This window comes from Achromobacter sp. MFA1 R4 (genome assembly GCF_900156745.1).
In the GTDB taxonomy this organism is placed as follows: Bacteria; Pseudomonadota; Gammaproteobacteria; order Burkholderiales; family Burkholderiaceae_B; genus Achromobacter.
On record NZ_LT707065.1, the window covers coordinates 5,674,375 to 5,695,947 of the forward strand.

Below are 21,573 nucleotides of genomic sequence, written 5' to 3' on the forward strand. Positions count from 1 at the left end.
TCTATTCAGCCTTTCTCCGATCCTTTCCGGATCCGCCCCCCGTGACCGACACCGCCTTCTCCACCCTCCCCCTCCTGCCCGCCCTGCTCGACAATCTGCAAAGCCTGGGTTTCGAGCAGATGACGCCCATCCAGGCGCAAGCCCTGCCCCTGATCCTGGAGCGCCGCGACCTGATCGCCCAAGCCAAGACCGGCAGCGGCAAGACCGCGGCGTTCGGGCTGGGCGTGCTCCAGAACCTGGACGTCAACCGCCTGGCGCCGCAAGGGCTGGTCGTCTGCCCCACCCGCGAGCTGGCCGACCAGGTGGCGCAAGAGCTGCGCCGGCTGGCGCGCCTGATTCCCAATGTGAAGATCCTGACGCTGTGCGGCGGCGCCGCGGCGCGGCCGCAGGCCGAATCGCTGGCGCGCGGCGCGCATCTGGTGGTGGGCACGCCCGGCCGCATCCAGGACCACCTGGCACGCGGCAGCCTGGACCTGGCGGGCCTGAACACGCTGGTGCTGGACGAAGCCGACCGCATGGTGGACATGGGCTTTTACGACGACATCGTCGCCATCGCCTCGCACTGCCCCACCAAGCGCCAGACGCTGCTGTTTTCGGCCACCTACCCCGACAACATCCGCAAGCTCAGCGCGCGCTTTCTGCGCAACCCGGCCGAGGTCAAGGTAGAGGCGCAGCACGACGCCAGCCGCATCGAGCAGATCTTCTACGAGATCCGCGAAGACGAGCGGCTGGACGCCGTGGTGCGGCTGCTGGCGCATTTCCGGCCGGCGTCCACGCTGGCCTTCTGCAACACCAAGATCCGCAGCCATGACCTGGTCGAACGCCTGCAGGCCGAAGGCATCAGCGCGCAGGCCCTCAATGGCGACCTGGAACAGCGCGAGCGCGACGAGATCCTGATCCAGTTCGCCAACCAGAGCTGCGCCGTGCTGGTCGCCACCGACGTGGCCGCCCGCGGCCTGGACATCCAGAACCTGGGCGCCGTCATCAATGTGGACGTGACCAAGGACACCGAAGTCCACGTCCACCGCATCGGCCGCAGCGGCCGCGGCGACCAGAAGGGCCTGGCGCTCAGCCTGTGCTCGCCCGAAGAAATGCGCTGGGCCAACCTGATCGAGCAATACCAGGGGTCCCCGCTGGTGTGGGGCGACCTCAAATCGCTGCGTCCCAAGGCCGACCGGCCCCTGCGCGCGCCCATGATCACGCTGAGCATCCAGGGCGGCAAAAAGGACAAGTTGCGTCCGGGCGACCTGCTGGGCGCGCTGACCGGCGACGGCGGCCTGACCTTTGAACAGGTCGGGAAAATCAACATCACCGAATTCACGTCCTACGTTGCGCTGGACCGCCAGATCGCCAAGCAGGCGTTTGCGCGGGTCTCGAACAGCAACATCAAGGGCCGCCGGTTCCGCATGCGGTTCCTGGAAGAATTCTGATGCCGCGGGCGCGGCCCGCCATGGCCGCGCCCGCGCGCAACGCTTGATGGTTTCACTCGGGCTTTGCCATAATGGCGCGCCTGCACGCCGGTAAGCTGCCATTCAGCTTGCCCGCGGGCGCGGAACCAAAGGCAAGCGGCGCGCTCCAAGCAGCGCGCTGTCCCCCTTAACCATCACAAGAGAAACTCACCATGATCAAGTCCGACGACACCGGCAAGCTGATCCTGCGCCTGACCCTCGGTATCCTGATTCTGCTCCACGGCCTGGCCAAACTGACCGGCGGCGGCGTCGGCGGCATCAGCGGCATGCTGTCCTCCCACGGCGTGCCGGGGTTCCTGGCCTACGGCGTCTACGTGGGCGAGATCATCGCTCCCGTCCTGCTGATCATCGGCGTCTACACCCGCCTGGGCGGCCTGATCATCGCCATCAACATGCTCGTCGCGATCCTGCTCGCCCACAGCGGCCAGATCGGCAGCATGACCAACAACGGCGGCTGGGCACTGGAACTGCAAGGCATGTTTCTCTTCACCGGCCTGGCGATCGCCTTCATGGGCGCCGGCCGCTTCAGCCTGGCCGGCAACGGCGGCCGCTGGAACTGAGGCCTGGCCCCGTCCCGCCTGCGGCGCAACGCCGCGGGCGCAACGTCGCCTCCCCGCAGGGACCGCATACAGCGGTCCCTTTTTTTACAGCATTGATACGAACGTCATCGACCGTCACGCCGACGCAAACATCGGTCACGCGAAAGCTGTTTCGGAACGATTACAGTCCCGAACTCGCGGTCGCGGCTGTGGCCTAATCCCCATGAGCGCAATGTAGGCGTGCCTCGCGCCTGGCGCCTGGCGGGAGCCGCAAAATGAAGAAGACTGTGTTGTTGTTGATGGCGATGGCAAGTGCCCTGAGCGGTTGCGTGGTCGTGCCGGCGCGGCCCGCCTACTACCGGCCAACCCCGGTCTATTACACGCCGCACTATTACTACTACCCGGCCCCCCACTATTACTACCGCGGCTATTGATCCGCGGACCCGCTGCGTCAAGGACATCCCCATGAGCCCTTCCCTCCAGATTGCCCGATGGCGGCCGCTGGCCACCGCAGTCCTGCTGGCGGCCAGTGCGGCGGCCAGTGCGCAAACCGTCTACTCCACGCAGCAGGTGGCGGCCCCTTCCGCCTATGAGCCTGTCTACGACGACGCCGACCCGGCCAATGCGAATCTGGCGCTGGTCGATCGCAGTCCGGAACCGCCGCCGCCCCTGCCGGTCTACGTGCAGCCGCCGGCCCCGGCCAATGGCTACCTGTGGGTGCCGGGCTACTGGAGCCGCAACCGCGTCGGCTTTTTCTGGGTGCCCGGCGCCTGGGTCCCGGCGCCGTATCCCGGTGCGCTCTGGACGCCCGGATACTGGGGATTTTCCAACGGCCTCTATCTCTGGAATCCGGGCTACTGGGGCCCGCACGTCGGTTTTTATGGCGGCATCAACTACGGTTTCGGCTACACGGGACTGGGCTATGTCGGTGGCTACTGGAAGCGCGACCGCTTCTACTACAACCGCTCCATCACCAATGTGAACGTCACCCGCGTGACCAACGTCTACAACCGGAACATCGTCATCAACGACGTGGACAACCGGCGCGTCAGCTACCACGGCGGACCTCACGGCATCCGCCGCCAGGCGGACCCGCGCGAGCTGGCCGCGCGCCACGACCGCCATTCCCCGCCGACCGACGTGCAGCGCCGGTATGTGCGCGACGCGGGGCGCGATCGCGGACAGTTCTACGAGCACAACAAGGGCCGCCCGCCACAGGCATATCTGGATCATGCCGACGACGGCAAGCGAGGCCGGCCGGACGGCGGCCGCGATGGGCGGGAAAACGGACGGGACAACGGACGGGACAACGGGCCCGGCAACGGACGGGACAACCGGCCTGGCGGCAACATGTCCGCGCAGGCGGGCCCCGGCTCGCAGCCAGACCCGCGCCCCCGCGATCCCTCGGCGCGCCAGGACCGGCCGCAGCCGGACCGCCAGCAGCAGGACCGCCAGCAACAAGTGCGCGACCAGCAAGCGCGCGACCAGCTGAAAGCCGACCAGCAGCGCCAGCAGCAGGCCCGGGAGCAACAGGCGCGCGGCCAGCAGGCGCGAGAGCGCCAGCAGAACGACGCCCAGGCGCAGCAGCAGATACGCCAGCAACAGGTGCGCGACCAGCAGGCGCGGCAGCAACTGCAACGCGACCAGCAGACCCAGCAAGAACTGCGCGACCGGCGCCAGCAGGAACAACAGGCGCGCCAGCAGCGGGACCGTGACGACCGGCGGCAACAGATGGACCGCGATCGCCAGGCGCATGAGCAGCAGGCCCGCCAGCGGCAGCAGCAGCAGCAGCAGCAGCAGCAGCAGCAGCAGCAGCAGCAGCAGCAGCAGCAGCAGCAGCAGCGCGACCGGCAGGCGCAGCAGGCCCGTCAGCAACAACAGCAGCAACGCGACCAACAGGCGCAGCAGGCCCGCCAGCAACAACAGCAGCAACGCGACCCACCCAAGGGCAACGGCCGCGGCGGGCCCGACCGCGACTGAACTGGACCATCGACCGCCCCGCCGCTACAGTAGGCAACTTGCCGCGCCCCGTGCGCGGCGCCCGAATTTAGGAGAGTCCGATGAAGCGCCTTGCCCCCTGGTTCCTGGTATGCGGCCTGTTGGCCGGCACGTCGGCGCAAGCTGCGCTGACCGTTGGCGCCCCCGCGCCGGACTTCAACGCGCCCGCCTCGCTGGGCGGCAACGAATTCACGTTCAAGCTGAAAGAAGCGCTCAAGCAGGGGCCGGTGGTGCTGTATTTCTTTCCGGCGGCCTTCACGCAAGGCTGCACCATCGAAGCGCACAACTTCGCCGAGGCCACGGACGAATACAAAACGCTGGGCGCCACCGTCCTCGGCGTCTCGACCGACGATATCGCCACGCTCAAGAAGTTTTCCGTCAGCGAGTGCCGCAACAAATTTGCCGTCGCCGCGGACAGCGACGGCAAGATCATGAAGGCGTACGACGCCGTGCACGACAGGCGTCCGGAGTATGCGCAGCGCGTGTCTTATGTGATCTCGCCCGAGGGCAAGATCCTGTATGAATACACGGACATGAGCCCCGAGCAGCACGTCGCCAACACCATGCGGGCATTGCGCGACTGGAAGGCTGGACAGTGAAGCACTAGGCGGCCCATCGCGGGCCGCCCCGCCCGGCCGTCAATTGAACGGCCAGACCGTCGGATGCGTGCCCGGAGGACTGGACGGGCGCGTCCATTGCGCCGGCGTTTCCGAAAAGCGCGCGGCGTGCCGCATGGCGACCAGTTCGCCAAATCCCGACGGCACGGTTTCCATCAGGCCGTCAAAGCCAGGCATCGCACAGCCCAGCCCGCCCTCCACGCGCCCCATACCCCGCAGCCAGTGCGCAGTCTGGGCGAGCGACACACGCACATGCCAGCTCCCGCCCTCGGTCGCCTGCCGCGCCAGCGCCACCTGCGCACCGAACGCCATGAGATAGCCCGAGGCGTGGTCCAGGATCTGCATCGGCATTGGCTTGGGGGCTTCCTGGCCCGCCGCCTGCGCTTCCGCGTGGTTAAACCCCGTGGCCGTCTGCACCAGCGAGTCGAAGCCCCGGCGGTTGGCCCAGGGTCCGGTCGTGCCGTAGGCGGTCAGCGACACGTACACAATGCCGGGGCGGATGCGCGCCGCATCCTGCGGTCCGAAGCCCAGCGCGGACATGCCGCCGGGGCGGTAACCTTGCACGAAAACGTGCGCGCTGCGCAGCAGGTTGCCAAGCGCGATGCGGCCGTCGGCCGTGTCCAGGTCGGCCAGCACCGACAATTTGCCGCGGCTGGTGTCGATGATGTTATCGATATTGGGAAGCTGCGGGCTGTTGACCAGCATGACGTCGGCGCCGTAGGCCGCCAGCGCGCGGCCGCAGACGGGGCCGGCGATGATGCGCGTCAGGTCCAGCACGCGGATGTCCGTGAGCGGACGGGCGTCGTGCGCGTATTTGGGCAAAGGGCGAGGATCAGCCTCGCCGATGCGTTCGATGGTCAGCAGCGGCTGCGCGGCCACGGCCTGGCCTTGGGGATGGCGGTCCCATTCCTCGAAAGAGCGCATCGCCGACACCACCATGCCGGCATCAGCGGCCACCTGTTCGAAGTCCAGCGCCTTCCAGCGGCTCAGCGCGCGCTCCACGGCCTCGCGCGTGGCCCCGTCGCCGGTCGGGCAGCCCAGCAGCGCCAGCGCCCCGTCGCGGTGATGCGCGAAATTGGCATGGATCCGCACCCAGCCCCCATCGCCGCAGCGATAGACGCCGGTGATGGGATCCCAGATATCGGGGGTGACGCCGTTGATCGTGAAGTGGCTGCGGCATTCCTGCGCGGCGTGCAGCATGTCCACGCTGACCTGCTGCCGGGCCCCGCCACGCAGGTGGCGGACCTCTGCGGCGGCCAGCGCGGCGGCCGCCATGCTGGCCTGCGCCGCCGTGCCCACGGCAAAAGAGGAAGGAAGGACGGGGTCGGCGCCCGTCAGAACCACGTGCTCCAGCGATTCGTCCGGCAAGTCGACCGAACGCCAGAGTTTCTGCAAGACATCCCGGGACGTCGTGCCGGCGGGGGTGCGTCCCTTCAGAAAGGACGGGCGGAGGTCCATCAGATTTCCCATAGCGTTTGTCTGCTTTAGTCGTTTTCTGCCATTACATGGCGGGGTCCCCCCCGCGTCAATACGCGCCGCGCGCCAGCGTGTTTCATGGTTTGACGGCAGCGTCCCGGCCCGCCGGCGCCCGAGCGCCCGCTCGCCTCTCCCCCCGTCCATGACGCGGCCCCGCGCGGTGCACTGCAGCACCCGTCACATCTCCTCGTAGTTTTTACATCGTCTTCCAGACGCCGGCCAGCCGGCCCGCCCCGCGGCTCGGATAGAATCGCAGCCTCTGCGGCCCGCCTGGCGAGCCCCCTGCCCCTGGAAACCCCATGAATACGCTGCTATGGCTGCGCACCGACCTGCGCATGCACGACAACGCCGCGCTGGCCGCGGCCGCCGAGGCCGGCACGGTCACCGCGCTTTTCCTGGCCGCGCCGGGCCAATGGCGCCAGCATGGCGACGCGCCGGCGAAGGTGGACTTCTGGCTGCGCAACCTGCGCGAGCTCTCCAAAGATTTGGCGCAGGCCGGCATCCCCCTGCGACTGCTGACCGTGGACGATTGGCGCGCCGCGCCCCGGGCCATAGCCCGGTTCTGCCAGGAACACGCCATCGAGCAGGTCCACGCCAACGCCGAATGGGCGATCAACGAACGCCGCCGCGACGAGGCGGTCGGCGCCGCGCTGGAAGAGATCGGCGTCGAATGGACCTTGCACCACGGCGCAACGCTGCTGCGCCCCGGCACTGTCCTCACCGGCAAGGGCGACTGCTATCGGGTCTACACCCCGTATGCGCGCGCCTGCCGCGAACGCCTGCGCAGCGCGCCGATACGCCCCATTCCGGCCCCGCGCGCCCAGACGCCGCCCCGCTGGAAGGCCGATCCGCTGCCGGACGCGTTTGACGGTTTCGAGCCCCCCGGCGATGCCGTGCGCGCACTCTGGCCCGCCGGCGAATCCGCCGCCGGCGACCGGCTTGCCGCGTTCACCGACGACGCGATCTACGCCTACAAGGACGAACGGGATTTTCCGTCGCTGCCCGCGACGAGCTGCCTGTCGCCCTACCTGGCCGCCGGCGTGCTGTCGCCCGGCCAGGCGCTGCGCGCCGCGCTGGCCGCCAACCAGGGCGAAATCGACAGCGGCAAGGCGGGCGCCGCCACCTGGATCAACGAGCTGCTGTGGCGCGAGTTCTACCAGCACCTGCTGGCCGCCTATCCGTCCTTGTCCATGCACCAGCCCATGAAGCCGGAAACGGCCGCCGTGCCCTGGCGCGACGCGCCCGATGACCTGGCCGCCTGGCAGCAGGGCAAGACCGGCATCCCGATCGTGGACGCGGCCATGCGCCAGTTGCTGGCGCTGGGCTGGATGCACAACCGGCTGCGCATGGTGACGGCCATGTTCCTGTCCAAGAACCTGCTCATCGACTGGCGCCTCGGCGAGGCCTGGTTCATGGCGCATCTGGTGGACGGCGAACTGGCGGCCAACAACGGCGGCTGGCAATGGAGCGCCTCCACGGGCGCCGACGCCGTGCCCTACTTCCGCGTCTTCAATCCCCTGACGCAATCGCGCAGGTTCGATCCGCGCGGCGTCTTCCTGCGCGAGTGGCTGCCGGAGCTGGCCCACCTGGACGACAAGTCGATCCACGATCCCAATCCGATGGAACGCGCGGCCGCCGGCTATCCGGAACCGATCGTCGACCTGGCGCAGAGCCGCCTGCGCGCGCTGGAAGCCTTCGGCAACCTGCCTGCCGCATAAGGCGCGGGACGGCGCGCGACGTCCCGGCGGCTTGACCTACGTCAACGCCGCCCCCGCGCCGGTCCCTGATGATGCCCACGGCCATCACAGGACGAACGACGCATGCGCAACAACCAGCCGGTACACGACACGGAATATCTCCTGCGCGACGATCATTTCCTGATCTCCCGCACCGATTCCCAAGGCCGGATCATCTACGCAAACCCGGCGTTCATCGAGGTCAGCGGGTTCTCGCGCGAGGAGCTGGTCGGCGCGGCGCACAACATCGTGCGCCATCCCGACATGCCGCAGGCGGCCTTCGAGGACCTTTGGCGCACGCTCGGGCGCGGCGAGCCGTGGACGGGCATGGTCAAGAACCGGCGCAAGGACGGGGGATTCTATTGGGTACTGGCCAACGTCACGCCCATCACGGAACGGGGCGTGACGGTCTGCTATGCGTCGGTGCGCGTCAAGCCGTCGCGGGCGCAGGTGCAGGCCGCCGAACAGGCCTATGCGCGGTTGCGCCAGGGCGCGGCCCGCAGCGTCCGGCTGCGAGGCGGACAGGTCCAGCCCACGGGCGTGCGCGCCGCGCTGGCTCGCTGGCGGCCGGAGGGCGTGCGGGCCCGCCTGCTGGCCTGGGCGGCGTTGGCCGCGTCGCTGCTCCTTGGCACCGCCGGCGCGGCGGTGTACGGCATGCGCGACACCCTGACCGCGCAATCGCTGGCCATCGCCACGGCGCTGATCGCGGCGGGCGTCGCCGTGATCCTTGCATCGGGCTGGCATCTGGCGCGATCCATCACCCATCAACTGGCCCACGCCGCCGACTTCACGCGCCAGATCGCGGCTGGCAATCTCAGCACGGCATTGCCGGGCGGCGCGGCCCAGGATGACATCGGCGAATTGGCGTTCTCGCTGGAAATCATGCGCAAAAGCCTCGTCAGCATGGCCCTGGACGTGCATGCCGGCATCGACCACACCTTTAGCGGCGCCCGCGACGCCGCGGACGGCGATGCCAGCCCGTCGGGCCGCAGCGCCGGCCCGGCCGGGCAAGCCCAGCGCGCGCAAGGCGCGCAGTTGAGGCAAGCCATCGACGTGTTCCGCATCGCGGCCCGGCCGCCGCGCGACCTGCCGGTCCCACCGCGCCGCGGCCCTGAAAAGCCCTAGCATGCCGCGCCCCCGCTCCCGCGGGACGCGCCCGGCGCGCGGCCGATCACGCGGCCGATCACGCGCCGGCGGCCGCCTCCTTGTCCAGGCGCTTGATGAACACCTGCAACTCCTTGACCACCTGCTGGTCGCCCCGGGCCTGGGCCGCCTGCAGCCCGGATTCCCAGGCGGCGCGCGCGCCCGACTTGTCGCCCAGCCCCAAACACGCCTTGCCCAGCCACTTCCAGGCCACGGAGTACGTGGGGTCGAACGCCAGCGCCGCGCGCAGATGGACCTCGGCCTTTCCAAACGCGCCCTGCTCCGCGTAGGCCTTGCCCAGCGAAAAGCGCAATAGCATGTTGTCCGTGCCCTTGCCCAGCATCGCCTCCAGGCGCTCGGTCATTCCTTCCATCGTTGGCTCCTTTCAATTCGGGCGGGATCGGCGATAACGCATCATAGGACCGGCGTGGCGGATCCGCGCGAAAGCCCCCACGCCCTGCCCCGGCGCTACACTCGCAAGTCTGCCCCACGCCGGCGCGCCCCGCGCCCGCGCGCCCGACTCCAGGAGCCCGCATGAGCACGATCCATGATTTCTCGCCCCGCGCCATCGACGGCACGGAACAGTCCCTAGGCACCTACCGCGGCCGCGTGCTGCTGGTGGTGAACGTCGCGTCCAAATGCGGATTCACGCCGCAGTACGCGGGCCTGGAGGCGCTGTACCGCGAATTCCACGACGACGGGCTGACCGTGCTGGGCTTTCCGTGCGACCAGTTCGGCCACCAGGAACCCGGCGACGAGGCCGAGATCCGCAACTTCTGCAGCACCCAGTACGACGTCACGTTCCCGATGTTCGCCAAGATCAACGTCAACGGCCCCGATGCCCACCCGCTCTACCAATGGCTCAAGGGCGAAAAGCCCGGCGTCTTCGGCACTGAAGGCATCAAATGGAACTTCACCAAGTTCCTGGTCGGCCGCGACGGGCGCGTCATCAAGCGCTACGCGCCCACCGACACGCCCGCCAGCCTGCGCGACGACATTGCCAAGGCGCTGTCCGCGCCCGTCTAACGCAGCGGCGGCAGCCGCCGGCGCACGGTGTGCGCCTTGACGATGGCAGTATTGGTCTCGGCGTACTCGGTGACGCGTTCGAGAATGCCGTCCAGGTGCGAAATCGACCTGAGCACCATGCGGGCGATGAAGCAATCGTCGCCCGTCACCTTGTCGCATTCCACGAATTCCGGGATCTCCTGGATCAGGCCCTCCACGTGGCGCAACTGCCCGGGCAAGGGCCGGATGCGCACGATGGCCTCCAGCGCATACCCCAGCGCGACCGGATCCACGTCCAGCGTGTAGGCGCGGATTACCCCCGACTCTTCCAGCCGCCGCATGCGATCCGAGACGCTCGGCGCGGACATGCCGACCTGCCGCGCCAGGTCGGCCGTGGTGGTGCGGGCGTTGGCCGACAGCATCTCCACCAGGCGGCGGTCGATGCCGTCCAATACCGGACTTTCATTCTTTAGGTCGTTGTTCATAAATTCCACCCAAAAGAAGGCTGAATAACGAAAGTGCCACGACAACATCATATAAGCAGAAAGAACCGCCTGGGATAATTTCTCCATCGCATTGACGGCCGCACGGCCTTCGGAGAACCATCATGATCCCCTCGACCGAACGCGCCGGCCTGGCGCAGATGGCGGCAGCCATGACCCTGTCGGGCACCCTGGGCGTTTTCGTCCTGGAGTCCGGACAAAGCGCCTGGAACGTCGTCTTCTTCCGCTGTGTGTTCGGCGCGCTGTCGCTGCTGCTGTACTGCTGGGCGCGCGGCCTGCTCAAGCCCGGCCTGTTCACCCCGAAAACCCTGGCCCTGGCGCTGGTCGCGGGCGCGGCCCTGGTCCTGAACTGGGTGCTGCTGTTTTCGGCCTATCGCCTGGCCTCCATCTCGCTGGCCACCGCGGTCTACAACGTGCAGCCGTTCTTCCTGATCGGCTTGGGCGTGCTGTTCCTGGGCGAACGTCCCTCGCGCGGGAAGGTCGCGTGGTCCCTCGTGGCGTTCGCCGGATTGCTGCTGGTGCTGCGCCTGGGCAGTCCCGGCGCGGCGGGCGGCGGCGCCTATCTGTCCGGGCTCATGCTGGGACTGGGAGCGGCCGCGCTCTACGCCGTGACCGCCATCATCGTAAAGCGCCTGAAGGGCATTGCGCCCCAAGTGCTGGCGCTGGTGCAGGTCACGCTGGGCGCCGTGATGCTGCTGCCCATGGCCGACTTCAACGCTTTGCCTGCCCAGCCCGCGCAATGGGGCTGCCTGGTGGCGCTGGGGCTGATCCACACCTGCCTCATGTACATCCTGATGTACTCGGCCATCCAGAAGCTGCCCACCACGTCCACCGCCGCGCTCAGCTTCATCTATCCCGCGGTCGCCATCCTGCTGGACTTCATGGTCTACGGCCACCGGATGGACGCGTTGCAGGTGGCGGGCGTGGCGCTGATCTTCCTGGCCGCCGCGGCCGTCAGCCTGAACTGGAACTGGCGCCTGCCGCGCAGCCCGCGGCCTGGCGCGGTGTAAGGACCCGGACGGGCGCGATGGGCGCAGCGGCGCTGGCGCCCGCGGGCAAACCCGCACCCGATTTCCGGTTATTCAGGCGCGCGTCCGGTCCGCGCCGCTATCATGGCCCTTCCGTCCACGGGCTCCGGTCCGTGGCGCCATGACGAACAGGACCCCTCATGATCGATCTCTACTACTGGACGACCCCCAACGGACACAAGATCACGCTGTTCCTCGAAGAAGCCGGCCTGCCCTACCAGATCCACCCGGTGAACATCGGCCGCGGCGAGCAGTTCAAGCCCGAGTTCCTGGCCATCGCCCCCAACAACCGCATTCCCGCCATCGTGGACCAGGCGCCCGCAGACGGCGGCGAGCCGATTTCGCTGTTCGAATCGGGCGCGATCCTGCTGTATCTGGCCGAGAAGACCGGCAAGTTCCTGCCCGCCGACGTGCGCGGCCGCGCCGAGGTCTCGCAATGGCTGTTCTGGCAGATGGGCGGTCTGGGCCCCATGGCCGGCCAGAACCATCACTTTTCGGCCTACGCGCAAGAGCGCATCCCCTACGCCATCGACCGCTACGTCAAGGAAACCAACCGGCTCTACGGCGTGCTGAACAAGCGTCTGGCCGACCGTGAATTCGTCGCGGGCGATTATTCCATCGCGGACATGGCGGCCTATCCGTGGATCGTGCCGCACGCCAGGCAGGGCCAGGACCTGAACGACTTTCCGCACCTGAAACGCTGGTTCGACGCCATCCGCGCGCGTCCGGCCACGCAGCGCGCCTACGCGCTGGCCGAGACGATCAACACCACCCCGTCCGTCAGCGACGAGGAATCGCGCCGCATCCTGTTCGGCCAGACCGCCCAGCAAGTGGCCCGCTGAAAGGAAGCCGCCATGACCGAACCGCACCGGACCTTTCGCCGCGCGTGCGCGGCGGATCTGCCCGCCATCGTGGCGATGCTGGCCGACGACGCGCTAGGCGCCGCCCGCGAGGACACGTCCGTCCCGCTGAACCCGCGCTACAGTGCCGCATTCGAGGCGATCCAGCAGGATCCCAACCAGTTCCTGGCGGTCGTGGAGCAGGATGCTGAACTGGTGGGCTGTTTGCAGTTATCGTTCATACCCGGCCTGTCGCGGCTGGGCCTGTGGCGCGGCCAGATCGAAAGCGTGCGCATCGCGTCGTCCTACCGCGGCGCGGGCCTGGGCCGCGCCATGTTCGAGTGGGCCATCGACCAATGCCGCCGCCAGGGCTGCGGCCTGGTCCAGCTCACCACCGACCGCGCGCGTCCCGATGCGCGCCGGTTCTATGAAAGCCTGGGCTTCACCGCCAGCCACGACGGCATGAAGCTCAGCCTGTAACGTCTGATTCTGATTTGAATGGAGCGCCCTATGCCTTTGCATGGCGAATACAAAGTCCCCGGCGGCAAACTGGTCGTCGCCGACCTGGAAGTGCGCGACGGCCGTCTGGCCGACGTGCGTATCAGCGGCGACTTCTTCCTTGAACCGCCCGAAGCCCTGGAAGCGATCAACCGCGGCCTGAACGGCATGCCCGCCGACGCCGGCGAACTGGAACTGGCGGTGGCCGTGCAATCGGCCCTGCCGTCCAACGCAGAAATGTTCGGCTTCTCGGCCGAGGCCATCGCCGTGGTGCTGCGGAGGGCGCTTGCATGAGCCGCACCGACTGGAACGACTACGACTGGCAACTGATCCATGAAGGCCCGCAGCCGCCCGCGCTGCACATGGCGCTGGACGCGGTCATCACCGACGAAGTCGGCGCCGGCCAGCGGCCGCCCACGCTGCGCATCTGGGAGTGGTCCGCGCCCGCCGTCGTGATCGGCCGGTTCCAATCCCTGAAAAACGAAGTCGACCCCGATGGCGCGGCGCGCCACGGCATCGAGGTCGTGCGCCGCGTGAGCGGCGGCGGCGCGATGTTCATCGAGCCCGGCAACTCCATCACCTATTCGCTCAGCGCGCCCCAGGCGCTGGTCCACGGCATGAGCTTCCAGGAGTCGTATGCCTTCCTGGACGCGTGGGTGCTGACCGCGTTGCAGGGGCTGGGCATCAAGGCCTGGTACCAGCCGCTCAACGACATCGCCTCGGACATCGGCAAGATCGGCGGCGCCGCCCAGGCCCGCCGCGCGGGCGCCGTGCTCCACCATGTCACCATGTCCTACGACATCGACGCCGACAAGATGGTCGAGGTCTTGCGCATCGGACGCGAAAAGCTGTCCGACAAGGGCACGACCAGCGCCAAAAAGCGCGTCGATCCCCTGCGCACCCAGACCGGACTGGCGCGCGAGGTCATCATCGACCGCATGGTGGAAACTTTCGCGGGCCTGCATCGTCTGACTCCGGGACAGGTGGGCAGCGACACGCTGGCGCGCGCACAGGCGCAGGCGGACGAAAAGTTCTCCACCGCAGATTGGACGGGTGTGGTGCCCTGACGGCGCCCCGGTTTACGGAGGTATTCGAATGCGTCGCACATTCACGCCGCAAGGCGCGATAAGCGGTCTGATATTGGGCGCGGCCCTGCTGGCCCTGGCCGGCTGCGGCACCACGCCGCCCGCGGACATCACCCTGGCGTCGCCCGGCGCCCATTCCCAGGCCACCCAGGAAAAACTGGGCGACCTGTCCATCGAGCGCATCAAGTGGGCCGCCAGCAAGCCCGGCTGCGAAGGCGACTGCCCGCGCATCGAAATCGACAGCGTGGCGTTTCCCGGCATCCCGAAGCTGACCGCCCTGGTGGACCACGTGCTGGCCTACATGACCGGCACCGACGCGAACCGCCGCGGCCCCTACGACACGTTGTCGGAATACACGCAGTACTTCTGGTCCACCGCGCGCCCCCGCGACGCGACCTACTTCAAGGCCAGCGTGAAGGACACGGTAGGCGACATCGTCTCCATCGAACTGCACACCGAACAGTTCCTGACCGGCGCCGCCCATGGCATCCCGGCCACGCAGTACCTGAACTGGGAACGCAGCCGCGGCCGCGTGATGAGCCTGGACGAAGCCCTGATCCCGGGCCGCCGCGCCGAATATGTAGCCGCCCTGCAGCGCGCCCACGCGAAATGGCTGGCGGCGAACCCCGACGCCAAGCGCGACCCGGCGGCCTACAACAAGATGTGGCCCTTCCAGGAAAGCGACAACTTCGCGCTCACGCGCGACGGCATCGTGGTCAAGTACGACGCGTATTCCATTGCGCCGTATTCGCACGGCGAGCCTGAACTGGCGATTTCGTATCAGGACCTGCGGGGGATTTTGAAGCCGGAGCTGGTGCCGGCGTCCTGAGGCATGGGGTAAGTGCGACGGCGCAAAAAAGGAATCGCTCTTGCGAGCGATTCCTTTTTTGTCTCTCTCCGCCTCCTCGGCATTGCCCCCCGTGGGCGCAATACCGATTCAGTCCTTACGGATACAACCCGCGCACCTGGCGCGCCTGCAGGATGCGCGTGCAAGCCACGATGAACGCGGCAGTGCGCAGCGTCACCTTGTGCTCGCGCGACACCTGCGCCACCGACGCGTAAGCTTCGCGCATGAGGCGTTCGAGGCGCTGGTTGATTTCCTCTTCGCTCCAGAAGAAGCTGGAGAAATCCTGCACCCATTCAAAGTAGCTGACCGTCACGCCGCCGGCGTTGGCCAGCACGTCCGGCACGACATAGACGCCGTTCTCGGCCAGGATGTCGTCCGCTTCGGGGGTGGTCGGGCCGTTGGCGCCTTCGACCACGATCTTGGCGCGGACCTTGGCAGCGTTGTCGACCGTGATCTGGCTTTCCAGGGCCGCCGGGATCAGGAATTCGGTTTCCAGCGTCCAGAACTCGTTCTTGTCCAGCGCCTGGCCGCCCGAGAAACCGCCCACGCCGCCGGTCTGCGACACGTGCGACAGCAGCTTGTGCACGTCCAGGCCGGCCGGATTGTGCACGGTGCCGGTGTGATCCTGCGCGGCGATGACCTTGGCGCCGGCTTCATGGAACAGGCGGGCGGCGGTGCCGCCCACGTTGCCGAAGCCCTGCACGACGACGCGCGCGCCGGCGACGTCGATGTTCTGGTCGCGGGCGGCTTCGCACGCCACGACGAACACGCCGCGGCCGGTGGCTTCGACGCGGCCCAGGCTGCCGCCCAGCGCGATCGGCTTGCCGGTGACCACGCCGGTGGCGGTGGCGCCTTCGTTCATGGAGTACGTGTCCATCATCCAGGCCATGGTCTGGGCGTTGGTGTTCACGTCAGGCGCGGGGATGTCCTTGGAGGGTCCGATGATGACGCCGATCTCGCTGGTGTAGCGGCGCGTCATGCGTTCGAGTTCCGACTGGGAGAGCTTGCGCGGATCGACGCGGATGCCGCCCTTGGCGCCGCCGTACGGCAGGTTGACCGCGGCGTTCTTGACCGACATCCAGGCAGCCAGCGCCATCACTTCGGAGAGCGTGACGTCCTGGTGGAAGCGCACGCCGCCCTTGCCCGGGCCGCGCGACACGTTGTGCTGCACGCGATATCCCTCGAAGTGGGCGATGGTGCCGTTGTCCAGTTCGATCGGCACGTCGACGATCAGCGAGCGCTTCGGACGCTTCAGCGTCTCGACCCACCGGCTCAGGGAACCGAGGTACGGCGTGACCCGGTCGACTTGTTGCAGGTAATTACCCCAGGGGCCGAGGTCGTCGGCATTCAGATAAGACGGCAAGGCATGGGTGGGAGTGTGAGACATGAGCATGCTCTCCTGACAAAGTTGCGCCATTTTATCCACGAAACCCATAGCGTCCCCATTTAAAGTTTAAATATTTTTAATAGGGACGTATAGCTGTTGCGGATACCGAACGGGTCGCAGGCGGGCCCGGAAGCTGCACCTATCCTAAGCCGCGATGGCGCCCCCGTCCAGCCTGCGCGCGCCGGCGCCAGACGGCAAAAGGGGCGGCCTCGTGAAGAGAACCGCCCCAGAATCCCCTGCCCGCGCGGTTGCGCGCAACATCAGGCCCCGAGCCCAAGCGGCGCACCGGTGTCTGACACCCGCCTGCCCCAATGCGGCCAGGGTGTCAGACGCCGAGTTGAATCACGCCGCCATCAGTTGCCACGCCAGACGCGCTGCCGCGCGCGCGCCATGGCCGTCAATGTCGAACTTGGGGTTGAACTCCGCCATGTCGGCCAGGCGGAGCTTGCCGCTGGCCTTGACGCGCAACACGATCTCCTCGACCACGGACATCGGCACGCCATACGGCGCGGGCGCGGAAACGCCCGGCATCACGCCGGCGGGCAGCACATCCAGGTCGATCGTCAGGTACACGTGTTGCGCCTTGGCCAGCAGCACGTCCACATCGGCGAGCCGCGAGGCCAGGTGACGCTCCTGCATCTCCCGGTCTTCGATCCATACGGCCCCGATCTCGGCCGCGCGGGCGTAAAGCGCCGGCGTATTGGCCAGGCGCGAGACGCCCAGGCAGGCGTACTGCACGTCGCGCCCGCGCGCCTCGCTGTCCCGCGCGATCTGGTCGAACGGCGTGCCGGAGCTGCCCGGACGTCCCGTGCGCAGATCGAAGTGCGCGTCCAGGTTCAGGACCAGCACGGCGCCGGCATCGCCGCGCGCATCCAGCCAACGGGCCAGGCCCTGGAAACTGCCCCACGCGATCTCATGGCCGCCGCCCAGCACGACCGGTCGCGCGCCTTGCCCCATCAGTTCGGCAATTCGCAGGCCCAGGCGCTCCTGGGCCGCTTCCAGCTTGTCGCCGTGGCAGTCGATGTCGCCCGCATCCAGCAGGCGCGTCAGGCCGTGCGCGGGCAGCCCCGCCAGGTACTTGCGGATACCCGCCGGACCTGCGGCCGCGCCGACCCGGCCCTGGTTGCGGGCCACGCCGGCGTCGCACGCAAAGCCCAGCAGCACGGCCTCGCCCATGTCGGCCTGCCCTGCTTCGGCTTGGACGATGTGCGCCAGACGGCGGGTGTCGCCCTGCTCGGCGCTGTCGTCGCGCGCTTTCCACAGGCTCATATCGAGTGTCGACGCGCTCATGCCGCCGCCCCCGGACCCGCGCTCAGGACCGCCTGCAGGAACTCGCGGGTGCGCGCTTCGCGCGGCGCGCTGAAGATCACGTCCGGCGAACCGGACTCCAGGATGACGCCGCCGTCCATCACGGCCACGACGTCGGCCACGTCGCGGGCAAAGCCCATTTCGTGGGTGACGACCATCATGGTCATGCCTTCGCGGGCGAGCAGCTTCATGACCTGCAGCACTTCGCCCACCAGCTCCGGGTCCAGCGCCGAGGTCGGCTCGTCAAACAGCATGACCTGCGGCTGCATGGCCAGCGCGCGCGCAATGGCCACGCGCTGCTTCTGCCCGCCCGACAGGCTGGCCGGCATGGCCGACACCTTCTGCGACAGGCCGACCTTGTCGAGCAGGTCGGCGGCCAGCGCGTTGGCTTGCTCGCGCCCCAGGCCGAGCAGCTTGCGCGGCCCGACGGTCACGTTATCCAGCACCGACAGGTGCGGGAACAGGTTGAAGCCCTGGAACACCATGCCCACCTGCGTGCGCAACTGGTTCAGTTCGGCTTCCGGCAACATCGCGCCGTTGTCCTGCAGCGTCTGGCCGCAGATTTCCACGGTGCCGCGCTGGGCCACTTCCAGGCCATTGCAGCAACGCAGCAGCGTGCTCTTGCCCGACCCGCTGGGGCCGATCACCACCACCACCTGCGACTGCAGCACATCGAAATCGATGCCGCGCAGGACGGCGTGGTCGCCGTAGGACTTGTGCAGGCCGCGGATGCGGATCATTTCCTGCCCTTCGATGACGAGGCTCATTGCACCATTCCTCCGGCGCGCAGGCGATGCTCGACCTTGCGCAAAATCACCATGGCCACCGTGGTCAGAACCAGATAGATCAAAGCCACCACCAGGTAGGTTTCCAGCGAGCGATATGACACGCTGATGATCTTCTGCCCTTCGTGCATCAGATCGTGAATGGTCAACAGCGACACCAGCGCGGAATTCTTGATCAGCGCGATGAACTCGTTGCCCAGCGGCGGGATCATGCGCACCACGGCCTGCGGCAGGATGATGATGCGCATGGCCTGGCCCGACGACATGCCGAGCGAGCGCGCCGCTTCCGTCTGGCCGCGATCCACCGACTGGATCGCGCCCCGCACGATTTCCGACACGTAGGCGCCGGAATACATGCCCAGGCCCAGCACGCCGCAGGCGAAGGCCGGCAGCGTCACGCCGAACTGGGGCAGTCCGAAGAACCAGATGAAAAGCTGCACCAGCAGCGGCGTGCCGCGAAAGAACAGCAGGTAGGTGCTGCACAGGTGATAGACGACGCGGCGTTGCGGGTTGAGCCGCCCCACGCCCACCAGCAGCCCCATCACGCAGCCCAGCAGCAAGGCGCCGGCAGTCACCTCGATGGTGACCGCCGCGCCCCGCAGCAGCGCGTCGAAGTCGGCGAAGACGGGAGAAAAATCCAGGTTCATTTCGCGGGCGCCTCGAACCACTTGTTCACGATGGTTTGATAGGTGCCATCGGCCTTCAGCTTCTGCAGCGCGGCGTTCAGCTCGCGCGTGAGTTCAGGCTTGTTCTTGGGCACGGCGATGCCGTAGTCCTCGGTGGTCACCTGCTCGCCCAGCACGGTCAGGCCGTTGGTGCTCTGCGCGAACAGCTTGGCGGCGGGCTTGCCCGTCACCGCGGCGTCGGCGCGGCCGATCTGCACCAGGTTGAACATTTCCTGGTTCTTTTCGACTTCCACGCGCTGCACCTTGGGGAAGTGCTCCTTCAGGTAGTTGACGGACTTCGTGCCGACCTGCACCGACACCTTGCGGCCGTCCAGGTCCTTGATGCTCTTGATGGGGCCGTCGGCCTTGGTAAGCACCACCAGGCCGCCCGCGTAGTACGGGTCGGTGAAGTCGACGACCTTGCTGCGCTCGGGCGTGATGTAGATGGCGGACACGGCGATATCGGCGCGGCCGGCCTGCAGGGCCGGAATCAGGCCCTTGAAGTCGATGTCGATCCATTCGATCTTCTTGCCCATCGCGCCGGCCAGCGCTTCGACCAGCTCGATGTCGAAGCCGGTGCGCTTGCCGTCCTTGACGAACTCCATCGGGGGGAAGGTGGCGTCGGTGACGGCGCGGATCGTTTCCTGGGCGTGCGCGGAACCAGCGGCCCAGGCGAGGGTCAGGGTCAGGGCGGCGGAAAGCAGGGTGCGGCGAGTGGTCATGGTGGGTCCTATGCGTGTGGATACGGCGGTGGGTACGGCGATCGTTGAAACCAGGAACGGACTAAGGGGTGCAGCATGTAATTCGGTTAGGCCAAGCTTGCGGCCATGGGGGCCTTCATCAGGGGGCCTTCATCAGGTCGCCTTCAATCGGGCCGAAATGCGGCGGGCGGCCGCGACGGTCATGTCGATCAGGGCGTTCGGGCGTTGCGCGGCGCGGGTGGATGGCGCCATGAGCGTGATCGACGCCACGGCCTGGTTGGCCCGCTGGAAGATCGGTACACTCACCCCCCAGACGCCGGCGTCGACCTCGCTGTCGGTCACGGCGTAGCCCTGGTCGCGGATGGCCTCCAGTTCGCTCGCCAGACGCCCGACATCCACGCCGGCCTCGTTGGCCAGGTAGGCCAGCGCCCCCTGCAGCCGGGCTTGGGGCATGAACGCCAGCAGCGACTTGGCCGAGGCGCCGCGCGCCAGCGGCAGCCCGCGGCCTTTGGTAAACGAGCAGCGCAGCGGATGTTGGCTTTCCACCATGTCCAGGCACACCGCCTGATCCTTGACCGCGACCAGCAGGCCGATGGTTTCGCCGGACGACGCGGCCAGCGCCGCCATATCGGGCTGCGCTTCGTGGATCAGGTACGACGATTGGTCAAAGCCCCACGCCAACTGCACACAGAGCGGGCCGGGGCCGTACTCGCCCTCGTGTTCGGCCACGAATCCCCAGCGCTTGAGCAGCGCGATCTGCCGGTACAGCGTGCTTTGGGCAAGGCCGGTCTCTTCGGCCAGCGCGGCAATGCTGAGCGGGCCGTCGTGACGCGCCAACGTGGCCAGCACATACAGGACGCGATCCGCGCCCGCCCCTACGGACGTTTCCGACATGACAACTCGACTCCCAGCAATATGGCGGCGAGATTATCAATTTATGGTTGACGAGCTTTGATTTTTTCCCACCCGCTGAGAATCGCAAGGGAAAACCCCGAAATCCGGACGCAAAAAAGCCCGCCGAGGCGGGCTGTCGAGGTGCCAGCGGGACGTGCCGGCGAGGTTCAGGGCGCGGCCGGCTTGTCGTAGTCCGACAGCCCCACCCCGGAAACGCCCTTCACGCCGTCCTTGCCCGGCGCCGTCTCGGCCGCCGTTGCGGATGCGGGCGGCGGCGCCTGGTCCGGGGCCGGCACACCGGCCGATTGCGTGGCGCCCGCCTCCTGCGGAGCGCCCTGCGCCGCGGCGCGGCGCTTGCGCTTGGCGTCTTCCTGCTGCTGGATCATCGCCGTCAGCTCGGCCGCAAGCGCTTCCGACTTGCCCGTCGCCGCCCACGCGGCGGCGTCCTGGCCTTTGGTGTCCTGCGTGGTGACGTCGGCCCCGGCCCGCAGCAGCAGTTCGACCATGGGCTTGCGGCCGGACAGCGCCGCCATCATCAGGGGCGTCTCGCCGTTGGGCGCGGGCGCGTTGACCATGGCCTTGTTCGCCAGCAGCAGTCGGGCCATCTCCATCTGCCCCTTGGACGCGGCGTAATGCAGCGGGGTCCACCCCAGCCGGTTGACCTGGGCGCCGCGCGCGATCAGCTTTTTGGCGCGTTCGGTCTGGCCGGCGATGGCCAGGTACATCAGCGGCGTCTCGCCCGCCGGGTTTTCGGCATTGACGTCCGTGCGCTTGTCGGCGGCGAGCACGTCGAAGACTTTCCAGGCGTTGTCCACGACGGCCCGCATGATGGCCGGTTGGCCGTTCTTGTAGCGCACGTTGGGGTCCGAGCCCTGCGCAAGCAGCGCCCGGATGTCGTCGGGGTAATCGTTGGCGACGTAGACCCACCAGTCGCCGGCATTGGCGGCCTGGGCGGCCGGTGCGGCCAGGCCCAAGGCCAGGGCAAGCAGGCCGGCGCGGCCGCATGACAAAAAGGCTTTCTGGGCGGAGGCGAAGCGGATGGCCATGGCA

At 67.8% G+C, this 21,573-nt stretch carries 24 protein-coding genes; 14 read left to right on the forward strand and 10 right to left on the reverse strand.

Annotated features, from left to right (window positions below; genetic code table 11):
* Nucleotides 1–41: 41 nt before the first annotated feature.
* The 5 genes from dbpA (at nucleotide 42) to BXA00_RS25990 (ending at nucleotide 4,605) form a co-directional block, all read left to right on the forward strand.
* Nucleotides 42–1,430 (forward strand): ATP-dependent RNA helicase DbpA, encoded by a 1,389-nt coding sequence (gene dbpA, locus BXA00_RS25975; protein ID WP_076521248.1) that lies wholly within the window; start codon nucleotides 42–44, stop codon nucleotides 1,428–1,430.
* A 191-nt stretch (nucleotides 1,431–1,621) separates the two neighbouring features.
* The gene (locus BXA00_RS25980; RefSeq protein ID WP_076521249.1) at nucleotides 1,622–2,029 is read left to right on the forward strand and encodes a DoxX family protein; all 408 of its coding nucleotides are present in this window, start codon (nucleotides 1,622–1,624) and stop codon (nucleotides 2,027–2,029) included.
* 254 nt (nucleotides 2,030–2,283) lie between these two features.
* Nucleotides 2,284–2,442 carry a hypothetical protein gene (locus BXA00_RS29130; RefSeq protein WP_172805890.1) on the forward strand — a complete coding sequence of 53 codons (159 nt, stop codon included), beginning with the start codon at nucleotides 2,284–2,286 and terminating at the stop codon, nucleotides 2,440–2,442.
* A 31-nt stretch (nucleotides 2,443–2,473) separates the two neighbouring features.
* On the forward strand, nucleotides 2,474–3,988 hold the full coding sequence (locus tag BXA00_RS25985; RefSeq protein ID WP_076521250.1) for a BcpO-related WXXGXW repeat protein: 1,515 nt from the start codon (nucleotides 2,474–2,476) through the stop codon (nucleotides 3,986–3,988).
* Between the two features lie 80 nt (nucleotides 3,989–4,068).
* On the forward strand, nucleotides 4,069–4,605 hold the full coding sequence (locus BXA00_RS25990) for a peroxiredoxin (RefSeq protein WP_076521251.1): 537 nt from the start codon (nucleotides 4,069–4,071) through the stop codon (nucleotides 4,603–4,605).
* Between the two features lie 39 nt (nucleotides 4,606–4,644).
* On the opposite strand, the gene BXA00_RS25995 is transcribed toward BXA00_RS25990, so the two are convergent.
* Nucleotides 4,645–6,093 (reverse strand): CoA transferase, encoded by a 1,449-nt coding sequence (locus BXA00_RS25995; RefSeq protein WP_156902872.1) that lies wholly within the window; start codon nucleotides 6,091–6,093, stop codon nucleotides 4,645–4,647.
* A 305-nt stretch (nucleotides 6,094–6,398) separates the two neighbouring features.
* Here BXA00_RS25995 and phrB point away from each other — a divergent pair, with 305 nt between their 5' ends.
* Together phrB and BXA00_RS26005 are read left to right on the forward strand one after the other, a co-directional pair.
* A complete protein-coding gene (phrB, locus tag BXA00_RS26000; protein WP_076521252.1) occupies nucleotides 6,399–7,817 on the forward strand; it encodes a deoxyribodipyrimidine photo-lyase in 1,419 nt (472 codons plus the stop codon).
* Between the two features lie 102 nt (nucleotides 7,818–7,919).
* Complete coding sequence (locus BXA00_RS26005) at nucleotides 7,920–8,960, forward strand: PAS domain-containing protein (protein WP_076521253.1); 1,041 nt, start codon at nucleotides 7,920–7,922, stop codon at nucleotides 8,958–8,960.
* A 58-nt stretch (nucleotides 8,961–9,018) separates the two neighbouring features.
* On the opposite strand, the gene BXA00_RS26010 is transcribed toward BXA00_RS26005, so the two are convergent.
* Nucleotides 9,019–9,351 carry a tetratricopeptide repeat protein gene (locus BXA00_RS26010; protein ID WP_076521254.1) on the reverse strand — a complete coding sequence of 111 codons (333 nt, stop codon included), beginning with the start codon at nucleotides 9,349–9,351 and terminating at the stop codon, nucleotides 9,019–9,021.
* A gap of 161 nt (nucleotides 9,352–9,512) precedes the next feature.
* Here BXA00_RS26010 and BXA00_RS26015 point away from each other — a divergent pair, with 161 nt between their 5' ends.
* Nucleotides 9,513–10,004: a glutathione peroxidase gene (locus BXA00_RS26015; protein ID WP_076521255.1), complete on the forward strand. Its 492-nt coding sequence runs from the start codon at nucleotides 9,513–9,515 to the stop codon at nucleotides 10,002–10,004.
* Here the strand turns inward: BXA00_RS26015 and BXA00_RS26020 are convergent.
* Nucleotides 10,001–10,468, reverse strand: coding sequence for an Lrp/AsnC family transcriptional regulator (locus BXA00_RS26020; protein WP_076522129.1), 468 nt, complete (start codon nucleotides 10,466–10,468; stop codon nucleotides 10,001–10,003). The genes BXA00_RS26015 and BXA00_RS26020 overlap by 4 nt on opposite strands.
* Nucleotides 10,469–10,590: 122 nt before the next feature.
* On the opposite strand from BXA00_RS26020, the gene BXA00_RS26025 reads away from it, so the two are divergent.
* From BXA00_RS26025 to BXA00_RS26050, 6 genes are all read left to right on the forward strand, one after another.
* Nucleotides 10,591–11,496: a DMT family transporter gene (locus BXA00_RS26025; RefSeq protein ID WP_076521256.1), complete on the forward strand. Its 906-nt coding sequence runs from the start codon at nucleotides 10,591–10,593 to the stop codon at nucleotides 11,494–11,496.
* A 158-nt stretch (nucleotides 11,497–11,654) separates the two neighbouring features.
* Nucleotides 11,655–12,356 (forward strand): glutathione binding-like protein, encoded by a 702-nt coding sequence (locus BXA00_RS26030; protein WP_076521257.1) that lies wholly within the window; start codon nucleotides 11,655–11,657, stop codon nucleotides 12,354–12,356.
* A 12-nt stretch (nucleotides 12,357–12,368) separates the two neighbouring features.
* On the forward strand, nucleotides 12,369–12,833 hold the full coding sequence (locus BXA00_RS26035) for a GNAT family N-acetyltransferase (RefSeq protein WP_076521258.1): 465 nt from the start codon (nucleotides 12,369–12,371) through the stop codon (nucleotides 12,831–12,833).
* Nucleotides 12,834–12,869: 36 nt separating this feature from the next.
* Nucleotides 12,870–13,145, forward strand: a complete 276-nt coding sequence (locus tag BXA00_RS28985; RefSeq protein ID WP_076522130.1) for a lipoate protein ligase C-terminal domain-containing protein — start codon at nucleotides 12,870–12,872, stop codon at nucleotides 13,143–13,145.
* A complete protein-coding gene (locus tag BXA00_RS26045) occupies nucleotides 13,142–13,918 on the forward strand; it encodes a biotin/lipoate A/B protein ligase family protein (RefSeq protein ID WP_076521259.1) in 777 nt (258 codons plus the stop codon). The genes BXA00_RS28985 and BXA00_RS26045 overlap by 4 nt, the downstream gene beginning before the upstream one ends.
* A gap of 28 nt (nucleotides 13,919–13,946) precedes the next feature.
* Nucleotides 13,947–14,765: an RsiV family protein gene (locus tag BXA00_RS26050; RefSeq protein WP_076521260.1), complete on the forward strand. Its 819-nt coding sequence runs from the start codon at nucleotides 13,947–13,949 to the stop codon at nucleotides 14,763–14,765.
* A gap of 115 nt (nucleotides 14,766–14,880) precedes the next feature.
* Here the strand turns inward: BXA00_RS26050 and BXA00_RS26055 are convergent, their stop codons facing one another.
* The 7 genes from BXA00_RS26055 to BXA00_RS26085 form a co-directional block, all read right to left on the reverse strand.
* Nucleotides 14,881–16,170 (reverse strand): Glu/Leu/Phe/Val dehydrogenase, encoded by a 1,290-nt coding sequence (locus BXA00_RS26055; RefSeq protein ID WP_076522131.1) that lies wholly within the window; start codon nucleotides 16,168–16,170, stop codon nucleotides 14,881–14,883.
* Between the two features lie 342 nt (nucleotides 16,171–16,512).
* Entirely contained in the window at nucleotides 16,513–17,460 is a 948-nt protein-coding gene (hutG, locus tag BXA00_RS26060; protein ID WP_076521261.1) for a formimidoylglutamase, read from the reverse strand.
* The gene (locus tag BXA00_RS26065) at nucleotides 17,457–18,245 is read right to left on the reverse strand and encodes an amino acid ABC transporter ATP-binding protein (RefSeq protein WP_076521262.1); all 789 of its coding nucleotides are present in this window, start codon (nucleotides 18,243–18,245) and stop codon (nucleotides 17,457–17,459) included. Before BXA00_RS26065 ends, hutG begins: the two co-directional genes overlap by 4 nt.
* Nucleotides 18,242–18,910 (reverse strand): amino acid ABC transporter permease, encoded by a 669-nt coding sequence (locus BXA00_RS26070; protein WP_076521263.1) that lies wholly within the window; start codon nucleotides 18,908–18,910, stop codon nucleotides 18,242–18,244. Before BXA00_RS26070 ends, BXA00_RS26065 begins: the two co-directional genes overlap by 4 nt.
* Nucleotides 18,907–19,650 (reverse strand): glutamine ABC transporter substrate-binding protein, encoded by a 744-nt coding sequence (locus tag BXA00_RS26075; RefSeq protein WP_076521264.1) that lies wholly within the window; start codon nucleotides 19,648–19,650, stop codon nucleotides 18,907–18,909. Before BXA00_RS26075 ends, BXA00_RS26070 begins: the two co-directional genes overlap by 4 nt.
* A gap of 132 nt (nucleotides 19,651–19,782) precedes the next feature.
* Nucleotides 19,783–20,523, reverse strand: a complete 741-nt coding sequence (locus BXA00_RS26080; protein ID WP_076521265.1) for an IclR family transcriptional regulator — start codon at nucleotides 20,521–20,523, stop codon at nucleotides 19,783–19,785.
* 167 nt (nucleotides 20,524–20,690) lie between these two features.
* Nucleotides 20,691–21,569 (reverse strand): ankyrin repeat domain-containing protein, encoded by an 879-nt coding sequence (locus BXA00_RS26085; protein WP_076521266.1) that lies wholly within the window; start codon nucleotides 21,567–21,569, stop codon nucleotides 20,691–20,693.
* Between the last annotated feature and the right edge of the window lie 4 nt (nucleotides 21,570–21,573).